The 20,035-nt window shown below is 60.3% G+C and carries 17 protein-coding genes; 5 read left to right on the top strand and 12 right to left on the bottom strand.

Features of this window, described 5'->3' with window-relative positions:
• Positions 1-51 precede the first annotated feature (51 nt).
• From ACKVY0_RS07580 to ACKVY0_RS07570, 3 genes are read left to right on the top strand one after another with little or no spacing between them, the layout of a single operon-like run.
• Positions 52-1,731, top strand: coding sequence for a TolC family protein (locus ACKVY0_RS07580; protein ID WP_409214196.1), 1,680 nt, complete (start codon positions 52-54; stop codon positions 1,729-1,731).
• Positions 1,732-1,763: 32 nt separating this feature from the next.
• Entirely contained in the window at positions 1,764-3,542 is a 1,779-nt protein-coding gene (locus ACKVY0_RS07575; protein ID WP_409214195.1) for an efflux RND transporter periplasmic adaptor subunit, read from the top strand.
• Positions 3,542-4,291, top strand: a complete 750-nt coding sequence (locus ACKVY0_RS07570; protein WP_409214194.1) for an ABC transporter ATP-binding protein — start codon at positions 3,542-3,544, stop codon at positions 4,289-4,291. The genes ACKVY0_RS07575 and ACKVY0_RS07570 overlap by 1 nt, the downstream gene beginning before the upstream one ends.
• Positions 4,292-4,494: 203 nt before the next feature.
• Here ACKVY0_RS07570 and ACKVY0_RS07565 read toward each other — a convergent pair whose 3' ends face one another.
• The 3 genes from ACKVY0_RS07565 to ACKVY0_RS07555 form a co-directional block, all read right to left on the bottom strand.
• Positions 4,495-5,904 (bottom strand): amidase, encoded by a 1,410-nt coding sequence (locus ACKVY0_RS07565; RefSeq protein WP_409214193.1) that lies wholly within the window; start codon positions 5,902-5,904, stop codon positions 4,495-4,497.
• A gap of 183 nt (positions 5,905-6,087) precedes the next feature.
• Entirely contained in the window at positions 6,088-6,825 is a 738-nt protein-coding gene (locus tag ACKVY0_RS07560) for a hypothetical protein (protein ID WP_409214192.1), read from the bottom strand.
• 37 nt (positions 6,826-6,862) lie between these two features.
• Positions 6,863-8,602 carry an ABC transporter ATP-binding protein gene (locus tag ACKVY0_RS07555; protein WP_409214191.1) on the bottom strand — a complete coding sequence of 580 codons (1,740 nt, stop codon included), beginning with the start codon at positions 8,600-8,602 and terminating at the stop codon, positions 6,863-6,865.
• A 75-nt stretch (positions 8,603-8,677) separates the two neighbouring features.
• Here ACKVY0_RS07555 and ACKVY0_RS07550 point away from each other — a divergent pair, with 75 nt between their 5' ends.
• Positions 8,678-9,421: an RDD family protein gene (locus ACKVY0_RS07550; protein WP_409214190.1), complete on the top strand. Its 744-nt coding sequence runs from the start codon at positions 8,678-8,680 to the stop codon at positions 9,419-9,421.
• Here ACKVY0_RS07550 and ACKVY0_RS07545 read toward each other — a convergent pair whose 3' ends face one another.
• Both ACKVY0_RS07545 and ACKVY0_RS07540 read right to left on the bottom strand, forming a co-directional pair.
• The gene (locus tag ACKVY0_RS07545; RefSeq protein WP_409214189.1) at positions 9,422-9,772 is read right to left on the bottom strand and encodes a hypothetical protein; all 351 of its coding nucleotides are present in this window, start codon (positions 9,770-9,772) and stop codon (positions 9,422-9,424) included.
• Between the two features lie 79 nt (positions 9,773-9,851).
• Complete coding sequence (locus ACKVY0_RS07540; RefSeq protein ID WP_409214188.1) at positions 9,852-11,414, bottom strand: glucose-6-phosphate isomerase; 1,563 nt, start codon at positions 11,412-11,414, stop codon at positions 9,852-9,854.
• Between the two features lie 88 nt (positions 11,415-11,502).
• Between ACKVY0_RS07540 and ACKVY0_RS07535 the strand changes: the two genes are divergently transcribed.
• Positions 11,503-11,877 carry a Dabb family protein gene (locus ACKVY0_RS07535; RefSeq protein ID WP_409214187.1) on the top strand — a complete coding sequence of 125 codons (375 nt, stop codon included), beginning with the start codon at positions 11,503-11,505 and terminating at the stop codon, positions 11,875-11,877.
• Here the strand turns inward: ACKVY0_RS07535 and ACKVY0_RS07530 are convergent.
• The 7 genes from ACKVY0_RS07530 to ACKVY0_RS07500 all read right to left on the bottom strand — a co-directional run.
• Positions 11,859-12,614: a HesA/MoeB/ThiF family protein gene (locus ACKVY0_RS07530; RefSeq protein ID WP_409214186.1), complete on the bottom strand. Its 756-nt coding sequence runs from the start codon at positions 12,612-12,614 to the stop codon at positions 11,859-11,861. The two genes, ACKVY0_RS07535 and ACKVY0_RS07530, sit on opposite strands and share 19 nt — an antisense overlap.
• A gap of 268 nt (positions 12,615-12,882) precedes the next feature.
• Positions 12,883-13,722 carry a 4-(cytidine 5'-diphospho)-2-C-methyl-D-erythritol kinase gene (gene ispE, locus ACKVY0_RS07525; protein ID WP_409214185.1) on the bottom strand — a complete coding sequence of 280 codons (840 nt, stop codon included), beginning with the start codon at positions 13,720-13,722 and terminating at the stop codon, positions 12,883-12,885.
• Between the two features lie 6 nt (positions 13,723-13,728).
• Positions 13,729-14,391 (bottom strand): polyphenol oxidase family protein, encoded by a 663-nt coding sequence (locus ACKVY0_RS07520; protein ID WP_409214184.1) that lies wholly within the window; start codon positions 14,389-14,391, stop codon positions 13,729-13,731.
• Between the two features lie 83 nt (positions 14,392-14,474).
• Positions 14,475-14,921 (bottom strand): MarR family transcriptional regulator, encoded by a 447-nt coding sequence (locus ACKVY0_RS07515; protein WP_409214183.1) that lies wholly within the window; start codon positions 14,919-14,921, stop codon positions 14,475-14,477.
• A gap of 230 nt (positions 14,922-15,151) precedes the next feature.
• Positions 15,152-16,729, bottom strand: a complete 1,578-nt coding sequence (locus tag ACKVY0_RS07510) for an MFS transporter (protein WP_409214182.1) — start codon at positions 16,727-16,729, stop codon at positions 15,152-15,154.
• Positions 16,730-16,869: 140 nt separating this feature from the next.
• The gene (locus ACKVY0_RS07505) at positions 16,870-18,594 is read right to left on the bottom strand and encodes an SUMF1/EgtB/PvdO family nonheme iron enzyme (RefSeq protein WP_409214181.1); all 1,725 of its coding nucleotides are present in this window, start codon (positions 18,592-18,594) and stop codon (positions 16,870-16,872) included.
• Between the two features lie 62 nt (positions 18,595-18,656).
• Positions 18,657-20,035 (bottom strand): helicase associated domain-containing protein (locus tag ACKVY0_RS07500; RefSeq protein ID WP_409214180.1); only part of this gene is annotated, 1,379 nt, incomplete at its 5' end.

The following is a 20,035-nucleotide window of genomic DNA, read 5'->3' as shown; positions in this document are numbered from 1 at the left end:
GCCCCCAAAAACCACTCCCGGCCAACCACCCCGATGCCGGTCCGATTTCTCATGCCAAAACCTCGCCTGTTCCAGCCTGCCGCCGCGTTTCTCACGCTGCTGGCCTTGGGCTTGAGCGCCTGCACGACGGGGTACTACAAGAAGTGGGCGGACAAGGAGGTCTTCGGCCTGCTGCGCAAGAAGGCCAGCAAGGTGCCAAACTCCGGGCAGGCATTTCTCGACATCACGCCACCCCCGCCGGTGAGGATGGAGGAGCTGCGCAAGAACATGAAGACGGTGGAGTTCCTCGGCGAGCGTGCCTTTCTGGAGGAGAACTCCCGCGTGGTGAGTCTCGCTGATGCGCTGAACTTTGGCGTGCATCGCAATCGGAACTACCTGCTGCAAAAGGAAGTGGTTTACCTCGCGGCACTGAACCTCACGCTCACACGCCAGCAGTTTAGCCCGATCATGTCCGGTGGCGGTTCCTCCACGCTGGCCAGCACCAAGGTGCAGAGCGGCGTGAACAATCTGGTCCGCACCTCGACGCTGACGAACACCGGCGGCCTGGGTTTTGCGGCGCTGACACGCACCGGCGCGCTCATCGCCACGAACCTCACCACCAATTTCGTGCGGTTCTTCACCGGCGGCGCGGATTCTGCGGTCTCGCAGCTCGGGTTCTCGCTCACGCAGCCTCTGCTCAGCGGGGCCGGCTACCTTTCCGCTTCGGAAGTGCTGACGCAGAGCGAGCGCAGCGTGCTCTACGCCATCCGCTCCTTCGCGCATTATCGCAAAACCTTCGCCGTGGATGTGGCCACGCAGTATTTCCGGGCCATCCAGTCGCGTGAGGCGGCGAAAAACGCCCACCTTGGCTTCATCGCTTTCAATTTCGTGGTGGAACGTGAAACGGCGATGCAAAAGGAGAACGCGAGCACCAAGTCCTCGCTCTTCCGTCTGTCGCAGCAGCGCCTCGTGTTCAACCGCAGTTGGTTGCAGGCCATCCGCAATTACGAGCAGGCGCTGGATGATCTGAAAATTCAGCTCGGGTTGCCGGTCACCGAGCGCATCATGCTGGACTACAAGGACATGAAGGATCTGCAGGTCATCGACCCGGACGGGACGCTGGATGACGCCGTCACTACCGCCTTGACGGGACGCCTGGATTTGTGGAACACGCGCGATCAGGTGGAGGACACCAGCCGCCGGGTGCTCGTCGCCAAACAGCAGGTGCTGCCCACGGTGAACGCCGTGGTCAACTACAACATCCTCGACAACCCGGACCGCAACGATTTTGCGCTCACGCCACGCAATCGCGGCACCACCATGGGACTGAACACGGACCTGAACCTGAACCAGAAGCCCGAGCGCAACACATTGCGTGCCGCCATGATCGCCGAGCAGCGTGCGCGACGAGAGCTAGAGTTGGCCGAGGACCAGGTGCGCAGCGCGGTGCGCACCGGCTGGCGCGACCTGCAACTAGCGCGCAATCAGTATGATCTGGCGAAGCGCGGCATGGAGATCAGCACGGCACGTCTGGAAGTGGAGGAAGCGTTCAATGCCGAAGGGCAGGGGACCGCCATCAATCTTGTGGATGCCCAGCGTGACATGAACACCACGCGCGATCTCATGGTCGCCACCACCATCAATCACACGCTGGTGCGGTTGCAGCTCTGGCGCGACATGGGCGTGCTGTTCATTGAGAAAGACGGTTCGTGGGTGGACGTATTGAACCAGGAGAAAGCCAAAGGAGAATGAAGCAGGGAAAGACCATCAAAAGGATCACTATCATGGCAGGCATCAGCGTTCTCGCTGTGGCCGGCTGGTGGTTCATGTCCCGTGGAACCGCAGAAGCCGAGAAAGTGCCAACCTTCGTCGTGCAGCGCGGCCCGCTGGAGATCAACGTGCTCCAGGGCGGTGACATCCGTGCGTTGCAGAACACGGAGGTGAAGAGCGAGATCGAAATTCCCACCAAGATCCTCAGCCTCATCCCCGAGGGCTATCTGATCACCGAGGATGATGTGAAAGATGGCAAGGTGCTCATCGAACTCGACAACACCGACCTCAAAACCAAGATTCAGACCCACGAGATCGACTTCCAAACCACCGTTTCCAACTACATCGACGCGGACGAGAACCGCGAGATCCAGAAGAGCGAGAACCAGAGCCTCGTGCGTGACACGAAGCAGACGGCCATCTTTGCCTTGATGGATTTTGAAAAATACCTTGGCCGTGAGGTCACGGCGGCCATCCTGACCACCGCCGGACTGCCGAAGGACGTGGATGCCTTCGAGAAATATGCGGACGTGCTCGAAACGCAGGCCAACACGCCGGTTGCAGCGGATGTGCTCAAGCCCAAGGCGGCGGCGAACGCCAAACCTTCAGCGGCGAAAAAGCCGGCAGCAATCACGGAAAGCGAACGCATCGACTTCACGCCGTTTCTGGAGCAAAAATCCCTGAGCGATGGCGAGGCGCAGCAGAAACTGCGGCAACTGGAGGATGAGCTGCTGCTGCACCGTTCCGAACTCGCCGTGGCCAAGCAGAAGGTCGAGTCGTCCGGTCGGCTGGCACAGAAGCAGTTCATCACCGGTGCCCAGCTTGAAAACGATCAGGTGACCTTTGAGAAGGTCGGGTTGTCCGTGAAAACCGCCGAGACGGCGCTGGCGCTCTTCAAGAAATACGAATTCAGCAAGCAGTGCTCCACTCTCGTGGCTGCCTACCGCGAGGCGTTGAACAAACTGCAGCGCACCATCCGCTCCAATCGCTCGCGCATGGCGCAGGCGGAGACGAAATTTTCCACCGCGAAACGGCGCTACGAAATGGAAGTCACCCAGCGCGAAGCGTTGGAGCACCAGCTCAAAGCCTGCGTCATCAAAGCCGCCCAGCCCGGCTTGGTGGCCTACGGTGATTTGAACGCCAGCTCCAGCTACAACTACAACTACCCCATCGAGGAAGGTGCCACCGTGCGCCTGCGGCAGACGATGCTCACCATCCCTGACATGAGCCAGATGGGTGCCCGGGTGAACGTGCATGAATCGCAGATCAAAAAGGTACACATCGGCCAGCCGGTGAAAGTGCGTGTCGATGCCGAGCCCGGCAAGGAACTCGATGGTCGTGTCGCTGAACTCGCCATCCTGCCCGACTCCAGCAGCAGCCGCTACACGCCGAACTTGAAGGTCTATCCCTGCACCGTCCACATCAACGGCTACCACCCATGGATGAAGCCCGGCATGAACGCCAAGGTCGAAATCATCGTCGATCAGCTTGCCGATGTGATCTACGTCCCCGTCCAGTCCGTCGAGGTCGAACAGGACCACCATTTCTGCTACATCAGCAACAGTGGCATGCTGGAACGCCGTGAGATCAACACCGGACTCTTCAACGACGAGTTCATCGAGGTGCGCAACGGTTTGAAGGGCGGCGAGGCCGTGGCGCTCGCGTTGCCGAAAAAATCCGAAGTGGAACTGAACAACGCGGCCCGACCCGGCCCGGCGGGTGACATTCCCAAGGCCAAATCGGTCAAACCGACGAAGCCCAAGGAAAAAGCTGTCGCTGTGGCGCAACCGTGATGTCAGCGGCCGATCCCATCATCAAGCTGGTGGACATCCACCGCAGCTATCAGATGGGCGACACCCTTCAGCATGTGTTGCAGGGCGTTTCGCTGTCCATCTATCCCGGTGAATACGTCTGCATCATGGGTCCGTCCGGCTGCGGCAAATCCACGTTGTTGAACGTTCTCGGCTGCCTCGACCAGCCCACGAGCGGCGATTACTATCTCGGCGGCCAGAACGTCGCCCATCTCGATGACGACGACCTCTCCGAGGCCCGCAATCGCAACCTCGGCTTCATCTTCCAGAGCTACAACCTCATCCAGCAGCTCAGCGTCATCGAAAACATCGCCGTGCCCATGTACTACGGCGGTGCCAAGGACGCCGACATGATTGAAACCGGCACGCGCCTCGCCACGCAGGTCGGCTTGGAGCATCGGCTCTATCACAAGCCCAACGAACTCTCCGGCGGCCAGCAGCAGCGCGTCGCCATCGCCCGTGCGCTTTCCAACAACCCGCTCGTCATTCTCGCCGACGAAGCCACCGGCAATCTCGACTCCAAGTCCGGCCAGGAAATCCTCGATCTCTTCGACGACCTCAACAGCCAGGGCAAAACCCTCGTCTTCGTCACCCACGACGAACGCATGGTCGAACGCTGCACCCGCATCATCCGCCTGCGTGACGGCGTCCTCGAGTTCGATCAAGCCGGTGCCAAAGCCGCCCGCCTCCGTGGCAAAGTCATCGGCGAACATTATACGCCTGCGGCGTGAGCGCCGCAGGCATCCTCGACTACCTCTTGAAGAACTGCCAGGAACCGAAATGCGGCTTCAACTGCTGGGGCGAGCATCTCGGCTGGGACTTGCTGCGCAACGCGCCGGGTGGCAACCCGAGCACCGGTCCCGACACGGACATGATTCATGAGTTTTACCGACCGTGGATTCAGCGCGAGCGACATTGCGCTCACACGAAGCGATCATCTCGGATTTGCTTCGATCAGACGACCGGTGGCGAGGAGCGCCGCCTCGCTCATGGGCGGACCGATGAGTTGCAGACTGGTGACAGGAATGTGTGAGCGCGGTAGAGGAACGGGGAGCGCCAAGGCGGGATTTCCGGCAAAATTGACCGCGATGGTGTTTTGCAGATTTAGCATCTTGGCTTCGAAGAGGTCGATGCCGAGCAGTCGCAGGCCGGCGGCGGGAATGCCTGAGAGGATTTGCACCGGATTCCGCGCCAAATCCACGGCATCAATGTTTTCGAGGTTGGAAACCTCGGCCTGGGCATTCAAGAGGTCCAGTCTCACGCTGGGCGGCAGCCGCGGCGGCAGCGTTTGCAAGGTTGGGAGCGCGATGAAATCGACCTGTTTGAAAACCTCACGCAGCGTGCGCTGCCACTCGGCCTGCCGTGCCAGGGCCGCACGATATTGGGTGGAGTAGGCGACTCCGCCCGCGACGATGATGGACTTCGTGCGGGCGCTGACGCCGAGTTTGGCACTGAACTTCCGATCACTGATCCAGGTGCCGGCGGCGGCCATGGTGGTGCCGTCCTTGTGAGCCTGTTCCCACTTCACGCGCAAGGCGTCGTCGAGAATGATCACTTCAAAGCCAGCGCGATCCAGCGCGTCATCGATAGCTTGGTCGATCTTGGGGTTCGTGCCCCGCAAGACGAGCCGTCCAATCTTGATGGCGTTGCCCGAGGGCCGGCTTTTAACGGCGGCGGCGTAGCGTGCGGCAAATCCCTGTTGCAAGAGGTCCATGCCTTGAGCCACGCCTGCGACATCCCGCGCCAGTGGGCCCACGGTATCGAGATGATCAGGCTCGATCGGAAACACCCCGTCGAGAGAGACGAGGCCGAAGGTCGTCTTCAAACCGACCACGCCGCAACAAGCGGCGGGGACGCGGACGGAACCTCCCGTGTCCGTGCCAAAGGCGATGTCGGCCTTCCCGGTGGCGACAGCGCATGCCGAGCCACACGACGAACCGCCTGGAATGTACTTTCGCCAACTGTTGAAGGGGTTTTTGGGCGTCCCGAAGTAGTCATTGATGCCCGAGGGAGCGACGGCAAACTCGCTGAGGTTCACTTTTCCCACGATATTTACGCCGCGTTGCCGGGCGATGGCGAGGCAGGCGGCATCGCGGGCCGCAGGCGGGCTGTTCCTGGCAAGATATTCAGACCCGGCGGTGGTGACGCCGCCCTTCATGTCGATGTTGTCTTTGACGGCCAGCTTCAACTGCTTGCTCTTCGGCGGCGGCCAGTAGGTGATGAAGGTGTGATCACGCGAAGAGCCGACAGGACGCTTTGGCTGCACCACACAGCCAGTGGAACCAATCATCAAGCACAGCGCCATCAAGAGCCAGGAGATGAAGAAAGGCTGAAGGCGAGTCATGCGTCAACAGGGTCAAGGAGTGTCCAGAGGTCAAGGACTGGGAGCCGCCGACTGGCGGCAGATGGCATTTTGTTCGTTGCCAAACTCCGCTTTTGCTCCTCCTCCTGCGCATGCCGCGTTCTCTCACTCTTTGCATCCGCTTCGCCGCATTGCGACCATCAAGGACCCGGGCAAGTAGCGTGATTACTTCGCAGGGGATGCATTCCACACCTTGAGATCGTCGAAAAAGCCATCTTTGCCGGCGACGCCGAACTCGAGCCTGGACTTGGTGGCGTGGGCGATGCCGGAGGACTTCAAGAAGCCGGCAGGTTTGCCATCAATCGTGACACGCATCTCATCGCCGACGGTTTCGACGACGAGCGTGTACCATGTGCCGGTTTCGAGCTTGGCGGGATAGGTGATCTGGCGGCCGACGAGGAGCTTGGCGACTTCGGCCTTCTTGGCGGGGTCTTTTTTCATCGCGTAGATGTCGTTGCGCATGTTGCCGTCTTTTTCGTCGATGAGGGTGACGCCGTTCAGGCGCACTTGAGCGCGGCAGATGTGGCCGTAGTGGCAGCCGGTGTAGTTGCGATCATCGAACTCGACGTCGATCATCGTGGCGCCTTCAAACTTGATCTTGCACTCGACGACACTGTCCTTGGTGGGGATTTCAAGACCATGCACGGCGGCGTGGGCGCGGATCTCCGGCTTGCCATCGGCGGCGGGAATGGTGACGTCGCGCGTCTGCGTGCCTTTGAGCGTGCCGTCTGCGACGGCGAAGCTGGGAACGACTTTGACCCATGCCTTGGCGGGGGTGGCGCCCTGAAAGTCATCGGCGAAGAGTTCTTCCTGCTTGGTGGCGATGGACTTGGCCGGGATCTTGGGCAAATCAGCGGCGATGGCAGCAGACGTGAGGAGAAGGAGTGGTAGGAAGCGTGTCATGGTTGGTGGAGTCAAGAGGTCAAGGCGTCAGGCGGAGTCAAGGAGCGGGTGCGGCTCCTGCGGCGATGAGGGAGGTGCGGCAGAGGCGGGCATACATGCCGTCCTGCGCGATGAGTTCATCATGCGTGCCCTGCTCGATGATGCGGCCGTGGTCGAGGACATAGATGCGGTCGGCGTTACGCACAGTACTGAGGCGGTGAGCGATGACGAAGCTGGTGCGGTGGGCCATGAGATGCTCCAGGGCCTCCTGAATCTGCCGTTCGGTCTCCGTATCGACGCTGGCGGTGGCTTCATCGAGTAGGAGAATGGGCGGATTGCGCAGCAGGGCGCGGGCGATGCTGATGCGCTGCTTTTCACCGACACTGAGCTTCACGCCGCGTTCGCCGACATGGGTGTCGAGACCTTCAGCGAGACGTTTGACGAAAGCGTCAGCATTGGCGCTGGTGAGGGCGGCCCAGAGCTGTTCATCGGTGGCATCACGGCGGCCGATGACGAGGTTCTCGCGCACGGTGCCGTTGAAGAGGAAACTCTCCTGCGTGACGTAGCCGATGTTACGCCGCAGCCAGGCTTTGTTGAGTTCATGAACGGGAGCGCCGTCGATGGTGATGACGCCCTGATCGTATTCGTAGAAGCGGGTGAGGAGGTTGATGAGCGTGGACTTGCCGGCACCGGTGGGGCCGACAAGAGCGATGGTTTGGCCCGGATGGGCATCAAGTGTGACGCCGTGGACGGTGGGCGTTTTGCCCGCGTAGCTGAAGCCGACGTTTTCATAACGCACATGGCCGGTGATGGCGGCGAGTTCGCGCCCACCCGTCGTGTCGGCTTCGGGTTCGGCATCGAGGATGTCAAAAACGCGCTCACCGGCGGCACGACCGGCTTGGAGGATTTGATTGAGCTGGTGCAGGCTCTCGATGGGATCGTAGAAGAATTTGAGCAGCAGCAGGAAGGCGGTGAGATCACCCGCCTGAATGCGTCCGGCCATGAGCTGACGTGCGCCGACCCAGAGCACAATGACCATGCCGATGCTGGTGAGGAAATGCATGCCGGGGCGGTAGATGGCCCAGATGCGCATGACGTGCAGCGTGGCACGGCGCAGGGCGTCGCTGGTGCGGTTGAAGCGGCCGTGTTCCTCGTGCTCCATGGCATAGGCCTTGATCTGGCGCATGCCGGCAACGTTGTCCTGCAGCAGGGAGTTCATGGCGCTGCTGGCCTTGCGCACCTTGCGGTGACGGTCGCGTGAGGTGCTGGTGTAGCCCAACGCGCCAGCAACGAGGAAGGGCAGGGGAATGAGCGCATAGAGCGTCAGCGTGGCATCGGCTTGAAACATGAACACGCCCACGACGACGATTTGCAACACGGAGACGAGGCCCTGCTCGATGCCGTCAATGAGGACGCGTTCGACGGCGGGGATGTCCTCGGCGACGGTGGTCATGATGTCGCCGGAGGGGCGGTTGTCGAACCAGCGTAGCGGCAGTGTTTGCAGGCGCTGGTAGATGTCGCTGCGCAGGTCGAAGATGACCATCTGCTCGAAGGTGTTGTTGAGCTGGATGCGCAGCGAATTGAAAAAATGCTGCGCGAAGTAGGCGGCGAGCCCCCAGAGCGCGAGCTGTGTGAGGCGGTCCCACTGCTGATTTGGCACGACGACATCCATGACCTCACGCGTGATGTGCGGGAACACGATGACCATCAGCGTGCCGGTGATGGCGCAGAAGATTTGTGCCGCGCCAAGCAGTGGATAGCGGCGCAGGTAGGAGAAGACGCGGAGGATGGTTTTCAAACGGTTGGGATGGGAGCTTGATGCGGACGTTTCAGCAGTTATCTAGCATCCAGACTCCGGCAACCAGCATCCCAAATGAAATACCACCTCGCACGCGGCGAAGAGCAGCTCGGCACCTTCAATGACCTGGACGTCAGCGCCGGCATGCGGGACGGGCGCTTTCTGCCCACGGACCTGTGCTGGACGGAAGGCATGCCGGAATGGCAGGCGCTGGGGTTCCACATGAAAGAAGTGGCCGCCACAACCGGCGTGGCCGAAGCGCCCGCCATCACGGCCCTGCGTGAGGAGGTGCGGCAGGATCAAGTGCAGCAGATGGAGCTGGCTTCGCTGGGACAACGACTGGCCGCCCGTCTGATTGACTGGACGCTGCTGCTTGTACCGGCTTTTGTGATCCTCATGGCGCTGATGGACCCGGTGTTCGAGGCTGAAATCATGTCGCTACGAAACGATTCGGCAGCTGTGATGCAGGCCCTTCAGCGCCAGATTGTGAAGGCGGTGGAGGCGGGCAACGAAACCGTGTTGGCGATGTACGCAGTGATCTTCGGCCTGCTGCTCGCAAACATCGTACTGCTGACCGTGCGCGGCCAGTCCATCGGCAAGCTGCTGACCGGCATTCAGGTTGTGCGTACGCCGGATGGTGCCAAGGCTGGATTTATCAAAGCCGTGCTGCTGCGCTGGTTTTTGTTTGCCATCATCAGCAGCATTCAGTTCATCGGCCTGCCGCTGATGATCGGTGGTATTTTGCTGATTTTTCGCCGTGACCGCCGCTGCCTGCACGACCTAGTGGCGGACACTCAGGTGGTCAAAAGAAACGGCTGATCAAGGCAGCGGGGAGACCCCTGAATTGCTGTTGATCTTGTTGATCTCGTTCATGCTCTCGCGCTGCTCCTGGGAGAGCGAGCGGGCTTTTTCCCGAAATGAATGGGTGACGCCCATGACGAAGCAGGAAACATCCGCCACCAGGATAATCATGGCCACCACAATGCCATAGCGCTTCAGGGCCTCATCAATCACCTTGTTCTTGTTCACCGAAAACTTGTCCGATTTGGAAAAGACCGACTGGAACAAGCGCCGCCAGCCCCGCGGCTCACGCGCGACACTAAACGACCAGATGAACAGGGCGGTCAGGATGACGCAGGCGATTTGGTAGTGGATGGGAATCTCGCGCATGAAGCACTGGTGGAGGACTGAAGGCCTCGGGGTGGGCGATTTATAGAGTGCCGGGGTTGCGTGTGCAAACAAGGAATTGTCACGATGCGCCGAAATGATCCGCCGCCGGTGTGTCGCCCTGAGCGAGCACCTTGGCCAGACCATTGGCCGCCAAATGATTCAGCATGTGGTAGGCATCCTCGGGGTCGATGCCGAGTTTGGCGGCCAGGCCACCGGCCGTCACACCTCCAGCGGACAGGGCACCACGCACCCGTGCCAACTGGCTGAGGAACTCAGTGGCCGCCTTCTTGCCGGCCTCCACACCGGGCTGGTGGTAGGCGTTCACATTGACCAAACTGGCGTAAAAACTGACCGCACGTTCAAATAAGGCAATGAGCATGCCAAGGCTGAACGCATTGATCTCCGCGATGCTGAGGGTGATGGATTCACGATTTTTCTCTGCCAGCGCCTTGCGGGTGCCGCGGAGGAAGCCCTGGAGGTAGTCGCCGCTGGTGAAGCCGGGCTCGACCTCAAAGGGGGCGGTATCGCGGGCCTTGCGCACTTCGATGAAGGTGGCGAAGAAGTTGTTCACGCCATCGCGGAGCTGCTGCACATAGGCGTGCTGGTCCGTGCTGCCCTTGTTGCCATACACGGCGATGCCCTGGTTCACCACGGCCCCGGAGAGGTCATGCTCTTTGCCCAGGCTCTCCATGACGAGCTGCTGGAGGTATTTGCTGAACAGCACGAGCCGGTCCTTGTAAGGCAGCACGACCATGTCCTTCAAACCCTTGCCCTTGCCAGCATGATGCCACATCAGCGCCAGCAGCATGGCGGCATTCTCACGCGCAGGGCGTTGGCGGGTTTCGGCATCCATCGAAGCAGCTCCGGCGAGGAACTGACGTACATCGACCCCCTGCAATGCCGCCGCAATGGTGCCCACGGCACTCATGATGCTGGTGCGGCCGCCCACCCAGTCCCACATCGGGAAGATCGCCAGCCAGCCCTGTGACTTGGCGTGCTTGTCGAGTTCGCTGCCGTCGCCCGTCACGGCCACGACATGCTTGGCGAAGTCGATTCCAGCCTTTTTGTAGGCCGCTTCGGCTTCAAGCATGCCGTTGCGGGTTTCCTTCGTGCCGCCGGATTTGGAAATGACCAGCGTCAGTGTCGTGGCCAGTTCTTCGCCGATCTGGGCGATCACACGGTCGATGCCGTCCGGGTCGGTGTTGTCAAAAAACGAGATCGCCAGCGGTGGATTGGCTGGTGTGATTGCATGTGCAACGAGTTGCGGGCCGAGTGCTGATCCCCCGATGCCGACGACGAGCACTCGCGTGAATTTTTTGCCGTTCGCAGCCTTGATCGCACCAGAATGCACCTCGGCGGCGAACTTCAGCGTCGCTTCGAGGGTTTCGTCGATTTCCTGCTTCAAAGCGGCATTGGGAGCCAGTTTCGAGTCACGCAGCCAGTAGTGGCCGACCATGCGCTGCTCATCGGGATTGGCGATGGCCCCGGCTTCGAGTTCGCGCATGGCTTTGAATGCGGCATCCATCGGACCGGCAAGCGTGGTGAACAGACTGTCCTCGAAGCCCATGTGGCTGATGTCGATGGAAAACCCAAGGCTGGAGTAACGAACGAAGTATTGCTGGAAGCGATCCCAATGGCTCATAAGAGCCGCTAAGGAGCATGCGTGATGCCACGGTGCAACCTGTTTGAGCCGTTGACGCAAACTCCTCCCTGCGGCAGTCTCGGCGGCCATGAAATCCGCTCTTTTTGCCATCGCTTTCATCCTCACCGCCATGTCCACCCTCGCCACCGCCGCAGACGCTCCTTACCGCCATGTTGTGTTCTTCAAATTCAAGGACAGCGCCACGCCTGAGCAGGTGCAGAGCCTTGAAATCGCCTTCGGTGAACTCGCGAGGAAGATCGACACTGTCACTGGTTTCGAGTGGGGCACGAATGTGAGTCCTGAAGGACTTAATGACGGCTTCACGCATTGCTTCTTCGTTACGTTCAAGGACAAGGCTGGTCTCGACGCTTATCTGCCGCATGCCGAGCATCAAGCCTTCGTCGCCAAGCTCAAGCCGCAGCTCGATAAGGTCTGCGTGCTCGATTATGTGGCAAAACCATGACACACTGGGCAGTCTGCCCGCTTTGGCAGCCGCACCTTGCGGAATTGCATCGTGGCGAGGTCCATCGACAGCATCTGACCGCACAACGTCTCGCCGATGCCGGTGATCAGCTTGATCACCTCCATCGCGCCGAGGCACGCGGCGGTTCCTGACACCGCACCGAAGACGGGAAACTGTCGCGTCCATGTGGGTGGCACATCTGGCACATAGCAGGCCAGACAACCGGTCTTGCCGGGAACAAACGTCGTCACGCTCGCCTCCAGCGTGTGCATGGCGCACTCCACCATCGGCTTCCGTGCTCTCACTGCTGCCGCATTCAATGCCAGTCGTTCTTGAAACAGCGGCGCCGCATCCACCACGATGTCCGCCTGCGCTACCAAGCTGTCCGCATTCGCCGCGCTCACATTCTCAGGCACACCGATGATCTCGCAGCGCGGATTCAATTCGCGCAGACGCCGCACGATGGACTCCATGCGCGGCTTGCCGATGTGGTCATGCGTTTGCAGCAACTGGCGGTTCAAATCCGACGGCTGCAACTCCCCACTATGCGCCAGCACGAGTTTCCCCACGCCTGCGGCTGCCAGTTCCAAGGCGACGAGGCCGCCGAGGCCGCCAACACGTGAAATCAACACCGATGCCGCCTTGAGCTTGCGCTGGCCGTCCTCACCCATGCCCGGCACCCACATCTGCCATGCGTAGATCGCGTGTTCTTCGGCGGTGAGTTCGGGCAGGGGCATGGGATTCAAACGGGCGCAAATAATCCGCAGTTCAGACGGAGAGGAGATTTTTCTGAACTTTTTTCAACGATCCGTGAAGTCCCCGCACTAATGCATTCAACAGTTCGTGTGAGGAAATCAGCCCTCCATAGACTGGGTCTTGAGAGTGATTGGTTGTTAACTGAAACCCTGCCTCACCGCAGGATCTTAGTTGAGGTTGATCAAACCAGGGGCCGGACGGAATCGGGAGCCGTCCGGCCCCAAATTTTTGTCGCAGAACGCCAGCGGTTTAACCGGCGGTGGTGGTGGCCTGAATCCAGGCGGTTTCGCCACACCATTCGCGGGCTTTCGCAGCTATTTCTGCCGCTTGCGCAGGAGTATCGGTGATTGCGAACATCGTGCTGCCGGAACCTGACATTAATGCCGCACGGACATCGCCATGTTCGAGCAGCCAGTTTTTCATGGTGGGCAGCAGGATGAATTTTTCGAAGACGGGACGTTCGAGGTCGTTCACCATCGCGCCCCAGGGGCAAAGCTGTGGCGCATAGAGGATGCCGGGGATTTCTTGGGAGTCTGCCCAGCGCTTGTAGGCCCAGGGCGTGGGGATCGGGAAGGGGGGCTTGATGAGGACAAGCGGCAGTTGCCAAGGGAACTTGGCGGGAGTGACTTGTTCGCCGCGACCTGCGCCGTCGGCGGCGGGGCTGTCGAGCAGGAAGCAGGGCACATCGGAGCCGATTTGTGCCGCGAGTTCGATCAGTTGCGCCAGGGAGAGCGGTGAACCAGCGAGCTGATTGGCGCCGTTCAACACGGTGGCCGCGTTACTGCTGCCGCCGCCGAGGCCGGCCCCGGCGGGGATTTTTTTCTCCAAATGAATGTGCCAGGAGGATTGCTTCCCCGTGCGGTTTTCAAAGGCGCGCAGGGCACGCATCGCCAGATTCGATTCATCCAGCGGAACGGTGGGGTCAGAGCAAGTCAGGGAGACTTGGGTGCCCTTGCCGAGGTGTTCGAGTTCTACGGTGTCGCCTAAAGCGAGGCGACAGAGGCGGGTTTGCACCTCGTGAAAGCCGTCGGAGCGCTTGCCAAGGACGCGCAACCAGAGATTGATTTTGGCAGGTGAGTGGAGAGTCATCGTGAATCAGGCTTGGCGTCCCAGCAGGGCCAGCATGCGCCCGGTATGGCCTTGCTCCATGCGATAGGAATAAAAGCGGTGCAAATCCAAAGCCGTGCAGAGGCCGGTGTCGTGGACCTGAGTGGCGGGAACGCCGATGTCCAGCGCTTGCTGGCGAATTTGGGCAGCAAAATCGATTTCGTAAGCCGGCGGACGGATGCAGGGGCTGAGCTGGACGTGAATGTCTTTGGGCCGGGAGCCAAAGTGCTTCTGCATTTTTTCAATCGCATGCGTTGTGATGCCGAGTTCGGAGCCCTTTTTCCCGGAATGCACCACGCCAAAGGCGCCAGTGTGTGGATCGGCCAGATAAACGGCGCAGCAGTCAGCCACATAGATGCCGATGATGAGACCGGGCACATTGGAAATCAATCCGTCCGTGCCGGGTATGATCTCGCTTCGGGGAGCGCTGACGACCGCCACCTCACGCCCATGCACCTGTTCGGCAATGCAGAACGAGGCACTTTGAAAACCGAGTTCTTCCGCCTGCCGACGATGCCAGTCCCATAGGCGCTCCACGACTACGGCACGTTCGGCATTCACATCAATGTCAGGATGGCGGAGTGTGAAGCGATGCGCGAAGTCCGGCAGGGCTTCGAGGGCGGGGAAGGTCATCCACAGGGCATTATTCATTGCGTTGTTCTGGCATGAAAAGTTAAAAGGCGCACGGATTAAACCGTGCGCCTTGATAGAAAGCCTATGGCTGTTGAGAGCGCTTACCGGGCCATTTCGGTGCTGAGCGTGCGATACGACGTCATGAAGCTGGCGGCATCCTCGGAGGCGGTCTCGCTCATGGCGGCGGCGATTTGGCTTTGCAACTCGTCACGCAGACGGCTGACAAGTTCGATGCCCAAGGAAGTGATGCGAACGAGCACCTTGCGGCGGTCATCCACGGCGTGGGTGCGCTCCATGTAGCCAAGTTTTTCAAGACGATCCACGAGGCCGGTGGCGGCTGCCGTGGAGTGACCCATCTTTCGGGCAATGTCCGTCATGGTCAGTTCCTTCGACGTCGCGAGGTAACCCAGCAGAAAGAATTGAGCGAAGGAGATATTGTCTCGGTTCAGCTCGCGGGAGAGGTTCAGCAAGAACTCGCGCTGACTGAACAGAATGAAATCTGCCAGTTTGGCGTGGTCTTTGGCTGGGTTTTTGGTGCCGTTGGTCATGGAGTTGGTTCCTTAGAGCTATGGGTTCGGAGAAAATCTCGAATTGTAGGTAACGTAATCATTTCCAAAGGTAGGATCAAGGTAAAATCATATATTCCATAAATTATTACCCATTCCGAGCAATAGCTTCTTATTCGTGAGAGGTTAATATGAGTGTATTATTATGTACAAAGGGCCGAAAGGCAAGAAAAGTTTACTGCCGAGCAGCTCAAGGTCAGCTCATGCTGCCGCTACTGGAGCGAGCGCCCTTTGGTTTCAGGCGCAAACCACACCAAGACCATGCCGACGAGATAGACGCAGGACAGCACGGAGAAGGCATTCGCTTCCACCTGGAGTTGCATGATTCTTTTGGCGTCGCCAGTGAGCTGGGTGACCTTGTCCGAACCAAACAGGCTCATGAGGTTCACAAACTGCAGGGAGCCAATGGCGGCGATGAGGCGGCCAAAGTTGAAGCAGAAGCCCTGGCCGGTGGCTCGCACGCTGGTGGGGAACAGCTCCGGGAAGTAGAGCGGGAAGAAGCCGTAGAAGGAGGCGGTGAGGCCGCCCAGAAGGAAGGCGCTGGTCACCAGCCAGGTGGGCATGCCGCTACCGGTATAAGAACCGTTGGTTTGGAAGAAGACGATGGCGGACCCTAGGGCAACAACGCAGAGCAGGAAGTAAGTGACCCGGCGCCCCAGTTTGTCCGCCACTAGCGGAGCCAGGATCGTGACGAGGATGGCCCCCAATGCCGTGGCGATCACGACATACTCGATGATGTTCGACTTGGTGCCCTCGGGAGACAGAAAGGAGGCCCATTTAGCCGCCTGCTGCGCGGAACCCCAGGTGCCCATTAGCGCCACCGCCGCCAGACCGGCACCGATCAATAGATTACGCATGATGATGGCCCGATCTGCGGCCAGTACGCTGCCACCGGCTTGGGCACGGGTCATGTAACGACGCACCGGATGCAAATAGCCCCATAGGGCGATGCCCAGGCCGAGCACCGTCACCGGCAGCGCCACTATGTTCCCCACCTTGTCAAAAATCTGCGGAGTCCATACCGCGATGATGCCCAGCGCTGCCACCGCCGCTGCCAGCACACCCAGCAGATCGATCGTGGCCCAGTGCGAGGTGCTGCCGGACTTCTTCTCCGCCTCCCACTTGTGGGATTCCGGCACGAAGATGAGGATGAAAAAGTTGATCAAAGCCGGTGCCGCACCGCTCACCGCCAGAAAACGCCAGCCGCGATTGTGCAGCAGATAATCCGCTGTGCCCTGGCTGATGCCCATGCTGCTGATCCAGTGCGACACGGACTCAAGGCTCGCATTGAGATACAAGCTGAGCACGCCGGTAAGCAGGAAGCCGATGTTCGACGCCGCACCGATCATGCCCGCGATCCATGCGCGATTCTTGCCTGCCCAGATTTCATTCACCAGTGCCACCCCGAGCGCCCACTCGCCGCCCATGCCCAGCGAGGCGATGAAGCGCAGTCCGGCGAACTGCCAGGCTTCCGTCACAAAGGCGCACAGCCCGGTGAAGATCGCATAGGTGAAGATGGCGAGCGTCATCGCCTTCACGCGGCCCATTTTGTCCCCCAGCCAGCCAAACAGCACGCCGCCCGTCGCTGCGCCCACCAGGAACACCGCGATGATCACCGTAAACCACTGCCCCTGCTCGGCTGCCGTCGAAGTGGGCAGCAGATCCTGCAGCGCCGGTTTGCCGATCAGCGGGAACAAGCCCATTTCAAAGCCATCAAAGAGCCAGCCGAGGAATGCGGCAATCAGGGCGGCGACAGCGCCTTTGGGGGCAGGGGAGGAGGGGGGAGTCATGGTGGAAAAGCGGTCGGAGCAAACGGCAGCATGAGCTTAGTTCTTCGCCGCTGGCGAGCAAAAAGTACTCGCGAGCTTCAGCTCGTTCTGGAAACGCTCGATGCCTCCCAGCTCGCCAAAGCTCGCAACGACTGATCCACCTACTCCTTCGCCACGCCGTTGTTCCAAGCCGCGAACATCTCCTCCACGGTCGGAATCTCCAGCGGACGCACGATGCGGAAGCCCAGCCAGGTCGCGTCGGTCAGGTACCAGATGCTCTTCGGCAGTTGCGGGTCTTGCTGCTTCCACAACGCATCAGACGCCTTGCGTGCCGAGCTGCGGCAGAGTTCAGGATCGTCATCATAGGTGCCACCACGCGCGACATGCGGATACGGCGTCTTCGAGGGCACCCAGGTGTTGCCGAGGATCGCGGCGGCGGGTGTGGTTGGCGTGTATTGGTCCAGGCACCACTCGCACACGTTGCCGTAGATGTCGTACAGCCCCCAAGGGTTCGGTTTCTTCGCGCCGATCTTCGAGTACTGGAAGTTTGGCGCATTGTCGAAGTACCACGCATACTCTTTGAGCTGCGCCGCATCGTCGCCAAAGAAATACGCTGTCTTCGTGCCCGCACGGGCGGCATATTCCCACTCCGCTTCCGTCGGCAGGCGGTAAAAGTGCCCCGTCTGCGCGCTCAGCCACTGGCAGTACTTGTTCGCCGCATGCTGCGTCATGCAGATCGCCGGGAAATGCTCACGGCCCATGCCGAAATCCATCGGCTGATACGGCGGCGTCGGCTGCGAAATCAGATCTTCCGGCTTGTCAGTCGGTTTCCACACCTGACGGGAGCCATCCTTGTTGCGCCCCACGTTCGTGAGCTGAAACGGCTCATACTCATCCCACGTCACCTCATGCTTGCCCATCCAGAACGGCTTGAGCGTCTTCTTCACCTGCGGGCCTTCGTCATCGCCTCGATTCGCCTCGCCATCCGGGCTACCCATCAGGAACTCACCGCCCTTGATCGCCACCATGCTGAACGGAATGCCCGTCTTCGGCACCTTCGCATCATACGGCTTCATCTCGCCCTCCGTCTTCTCCTTCGAGGTCTGCACGATGAAGGCGTGAATCTTCTTCACCAGCTCCAGATTGTCCGGGTTGTTCGTGCCGGGGGCTTTCTTCTCCTTCGCCGTCAGCTTCAGATCATCCGGCCACGGCGCACCTTGTTGAATCCACAGCTTCAGAAAATTGACGTCCTCCTTGCTCAAAGGCCCGCCACTCTTCTTCGGCGGCATCAAATCGTCTTCATCGGCGGCCAGCGCCGTCAGGTGATAGATCGCGCTCTGTTTCAAATCAAAGGCCACGATGTTCGGCGCATTCTCGCCCGTGCTGAATGCTTCCTTCTTCGTCGTGATGATCCAGTCGCCCTTAGCCTTCTCCTTGTTGTGACAGGACACGCAGTTCTGCTCCAGGATCGGCTGGATATGCTTCTCGAACTTGATGCGCGGCGTTTGCTCCAGCACCACCTCCGCCGGCCAGTTCGCACCTTGCTCGATCCAGGCCTTGATCACTTCAATCTGACTCTTTTCCAGCAAACCCTCCTTCTTCGGCGGCATCGCCGTGTCTTCATCGGGGGGCAGCAGTAGCGTCGTGTAAATGGAACTCTTCTTCAAATCCCCCGGCGTCAGTCCCGGGCCGTTCTCGTTGCCCTTCTTCATATCCTCCAGCGTGTGCATGCGGAAGTCGCCCTTGTCCTCCTTTTCACCGTGGCAGTGCGTGCAGGCACCTTCGAGCAACGGCTTGATCTGCGTGTTGAAATCAACCTTCTCCGCAGCGCAAAGCAGCGCGGGAGCCAGGGCGAGGGCGGAAAGGAGAAGTCGGGCGGGAAACATGGGCCGTGCGGATAGCATAGGCTGGCGCGGATGTCCAATGCGAGGAAGCTGGCCGCCGCTGCTCAGTGTGCCGCCTGCCACGCAAAGCCCAGCTTCTCCAGCCGGGTGATCTGGTCAAAGTGCAGCCGCCCATAGACATGGCCGCGGCGCTGTTCCCGCACCCAACCGGAAAGCGCCCGGTCCTCCGGCCAGGACGAAGGCACATGCGCATGCCCGTGCTGTGCGTGGAACGCCACCAGCCGGGCAAAAAAATGCTCCCAGTTTGAGATGCTGTCCTTCGGCAGGCGGTTCTGTGGCAACGGTCGCGACAGAGGGGTCTGCCGCAGCGGTCGCGGTTGGTCGGGCGGCTGCCAGTCAAAGCCCAGCGCATCCAGCCGTGCCTTGCGTTCCGGGGTCAAAGTCCCGTTGCGGAAGTTGATGCGCTGGTTGTCCCGCCAGTGACACAGTCCCGCCGATGTCTGGTTCGTCATCGTCACGCGCAGATGGCCGTGCCGCTCCTTGAATGCCACCAGCTCGGCCAAGCGTTCTTCCCATCCTTGAGCATATTGAAGCTTGTCGGACTTCCATGCGAAGCCGATCTGTTCCAGCCGCTCTTTGCGGTCTCGCGGCAGAGAGCTGCGGTTGTTGTGCCAGCGCTGCCGCAGCACCCATTTGCCCAGGGCCGGATTCACCCGCCATTTGGCCGGCACCTGGCAGTGACCGTGCTGCTCTCGATAGGCCAGGAGCTGCTCGAACATTCTCCCCCATAGCACAGTGTTTTGCTCTGCCTTATGCATGGCCAGTCGCCCCGGCGCTTCCAATTGAAAGCCCAACGCCTCCAGTCGCGCCTGCCGTTCGGGACGGAGCCGGCCCTCACGGAAATTGAGGCGCTGGTTGTCCCGCCAGTGCTTGAAGCCGGGCGAGGTCTGGTTCGTCATCGACACTCGCAAATGACCGAACCGCTCCTTGAACGCCACCAACTCGGCAAACCGCCCCTCCCATCCCGCCGTGTGGTGATTATTGTCGGACTTCCACGCAAAGCCGATCTGTTTCAGCCGCTCCGCGCGGTTCTGGCGCAACTGGCCGCTCTTATGAAGTTTGCGTTGCAGACTCGCCCATTTGCCCAGCGCAGGATTCACCTGCCATTTGCTCGGCACCTGGGTGTGCCCGTGCTCGTGCTCGAAGGCCACCAGTTGCCCGAACCGCTTTTCCCACAGATCTTCATTCTGATCAGCTATGGGCGCATTTGTCCGTCCCGGCGCCTGCCATTCAAAGCCCAGCACATCCAGCCGCGCCTTCCGTTCGGAGCTGAGCCGGCCCTCGTGAAAATTAATACGCTGGTTGTCACGCCAGTGCATGAAACCAGGCGAGGTCTGGTTCTTCAAGGTCACGCGCAAGTGCCCGTGCTTGGCTTTGAAGGCCACCAGTTCGGCATAGCGTCCCTCCCACCCCGTCGTGTGCC

Source organism: Prosthecobacter sp., from assembly GCF_046154365.1.
In the GTDB taxonomy this organism is placed as follows: domain Bacteria; phylum Verrucomicrobiota; class Verrucomicrobiia; order Verrucomicrobiales; family Verrucomicrobiaceae; genus Prosthecobacter.
Note: the sequence above shows the minus strand (reverse complement) of the source record. Positions and strands in the feature narration are given on the sequence as shown.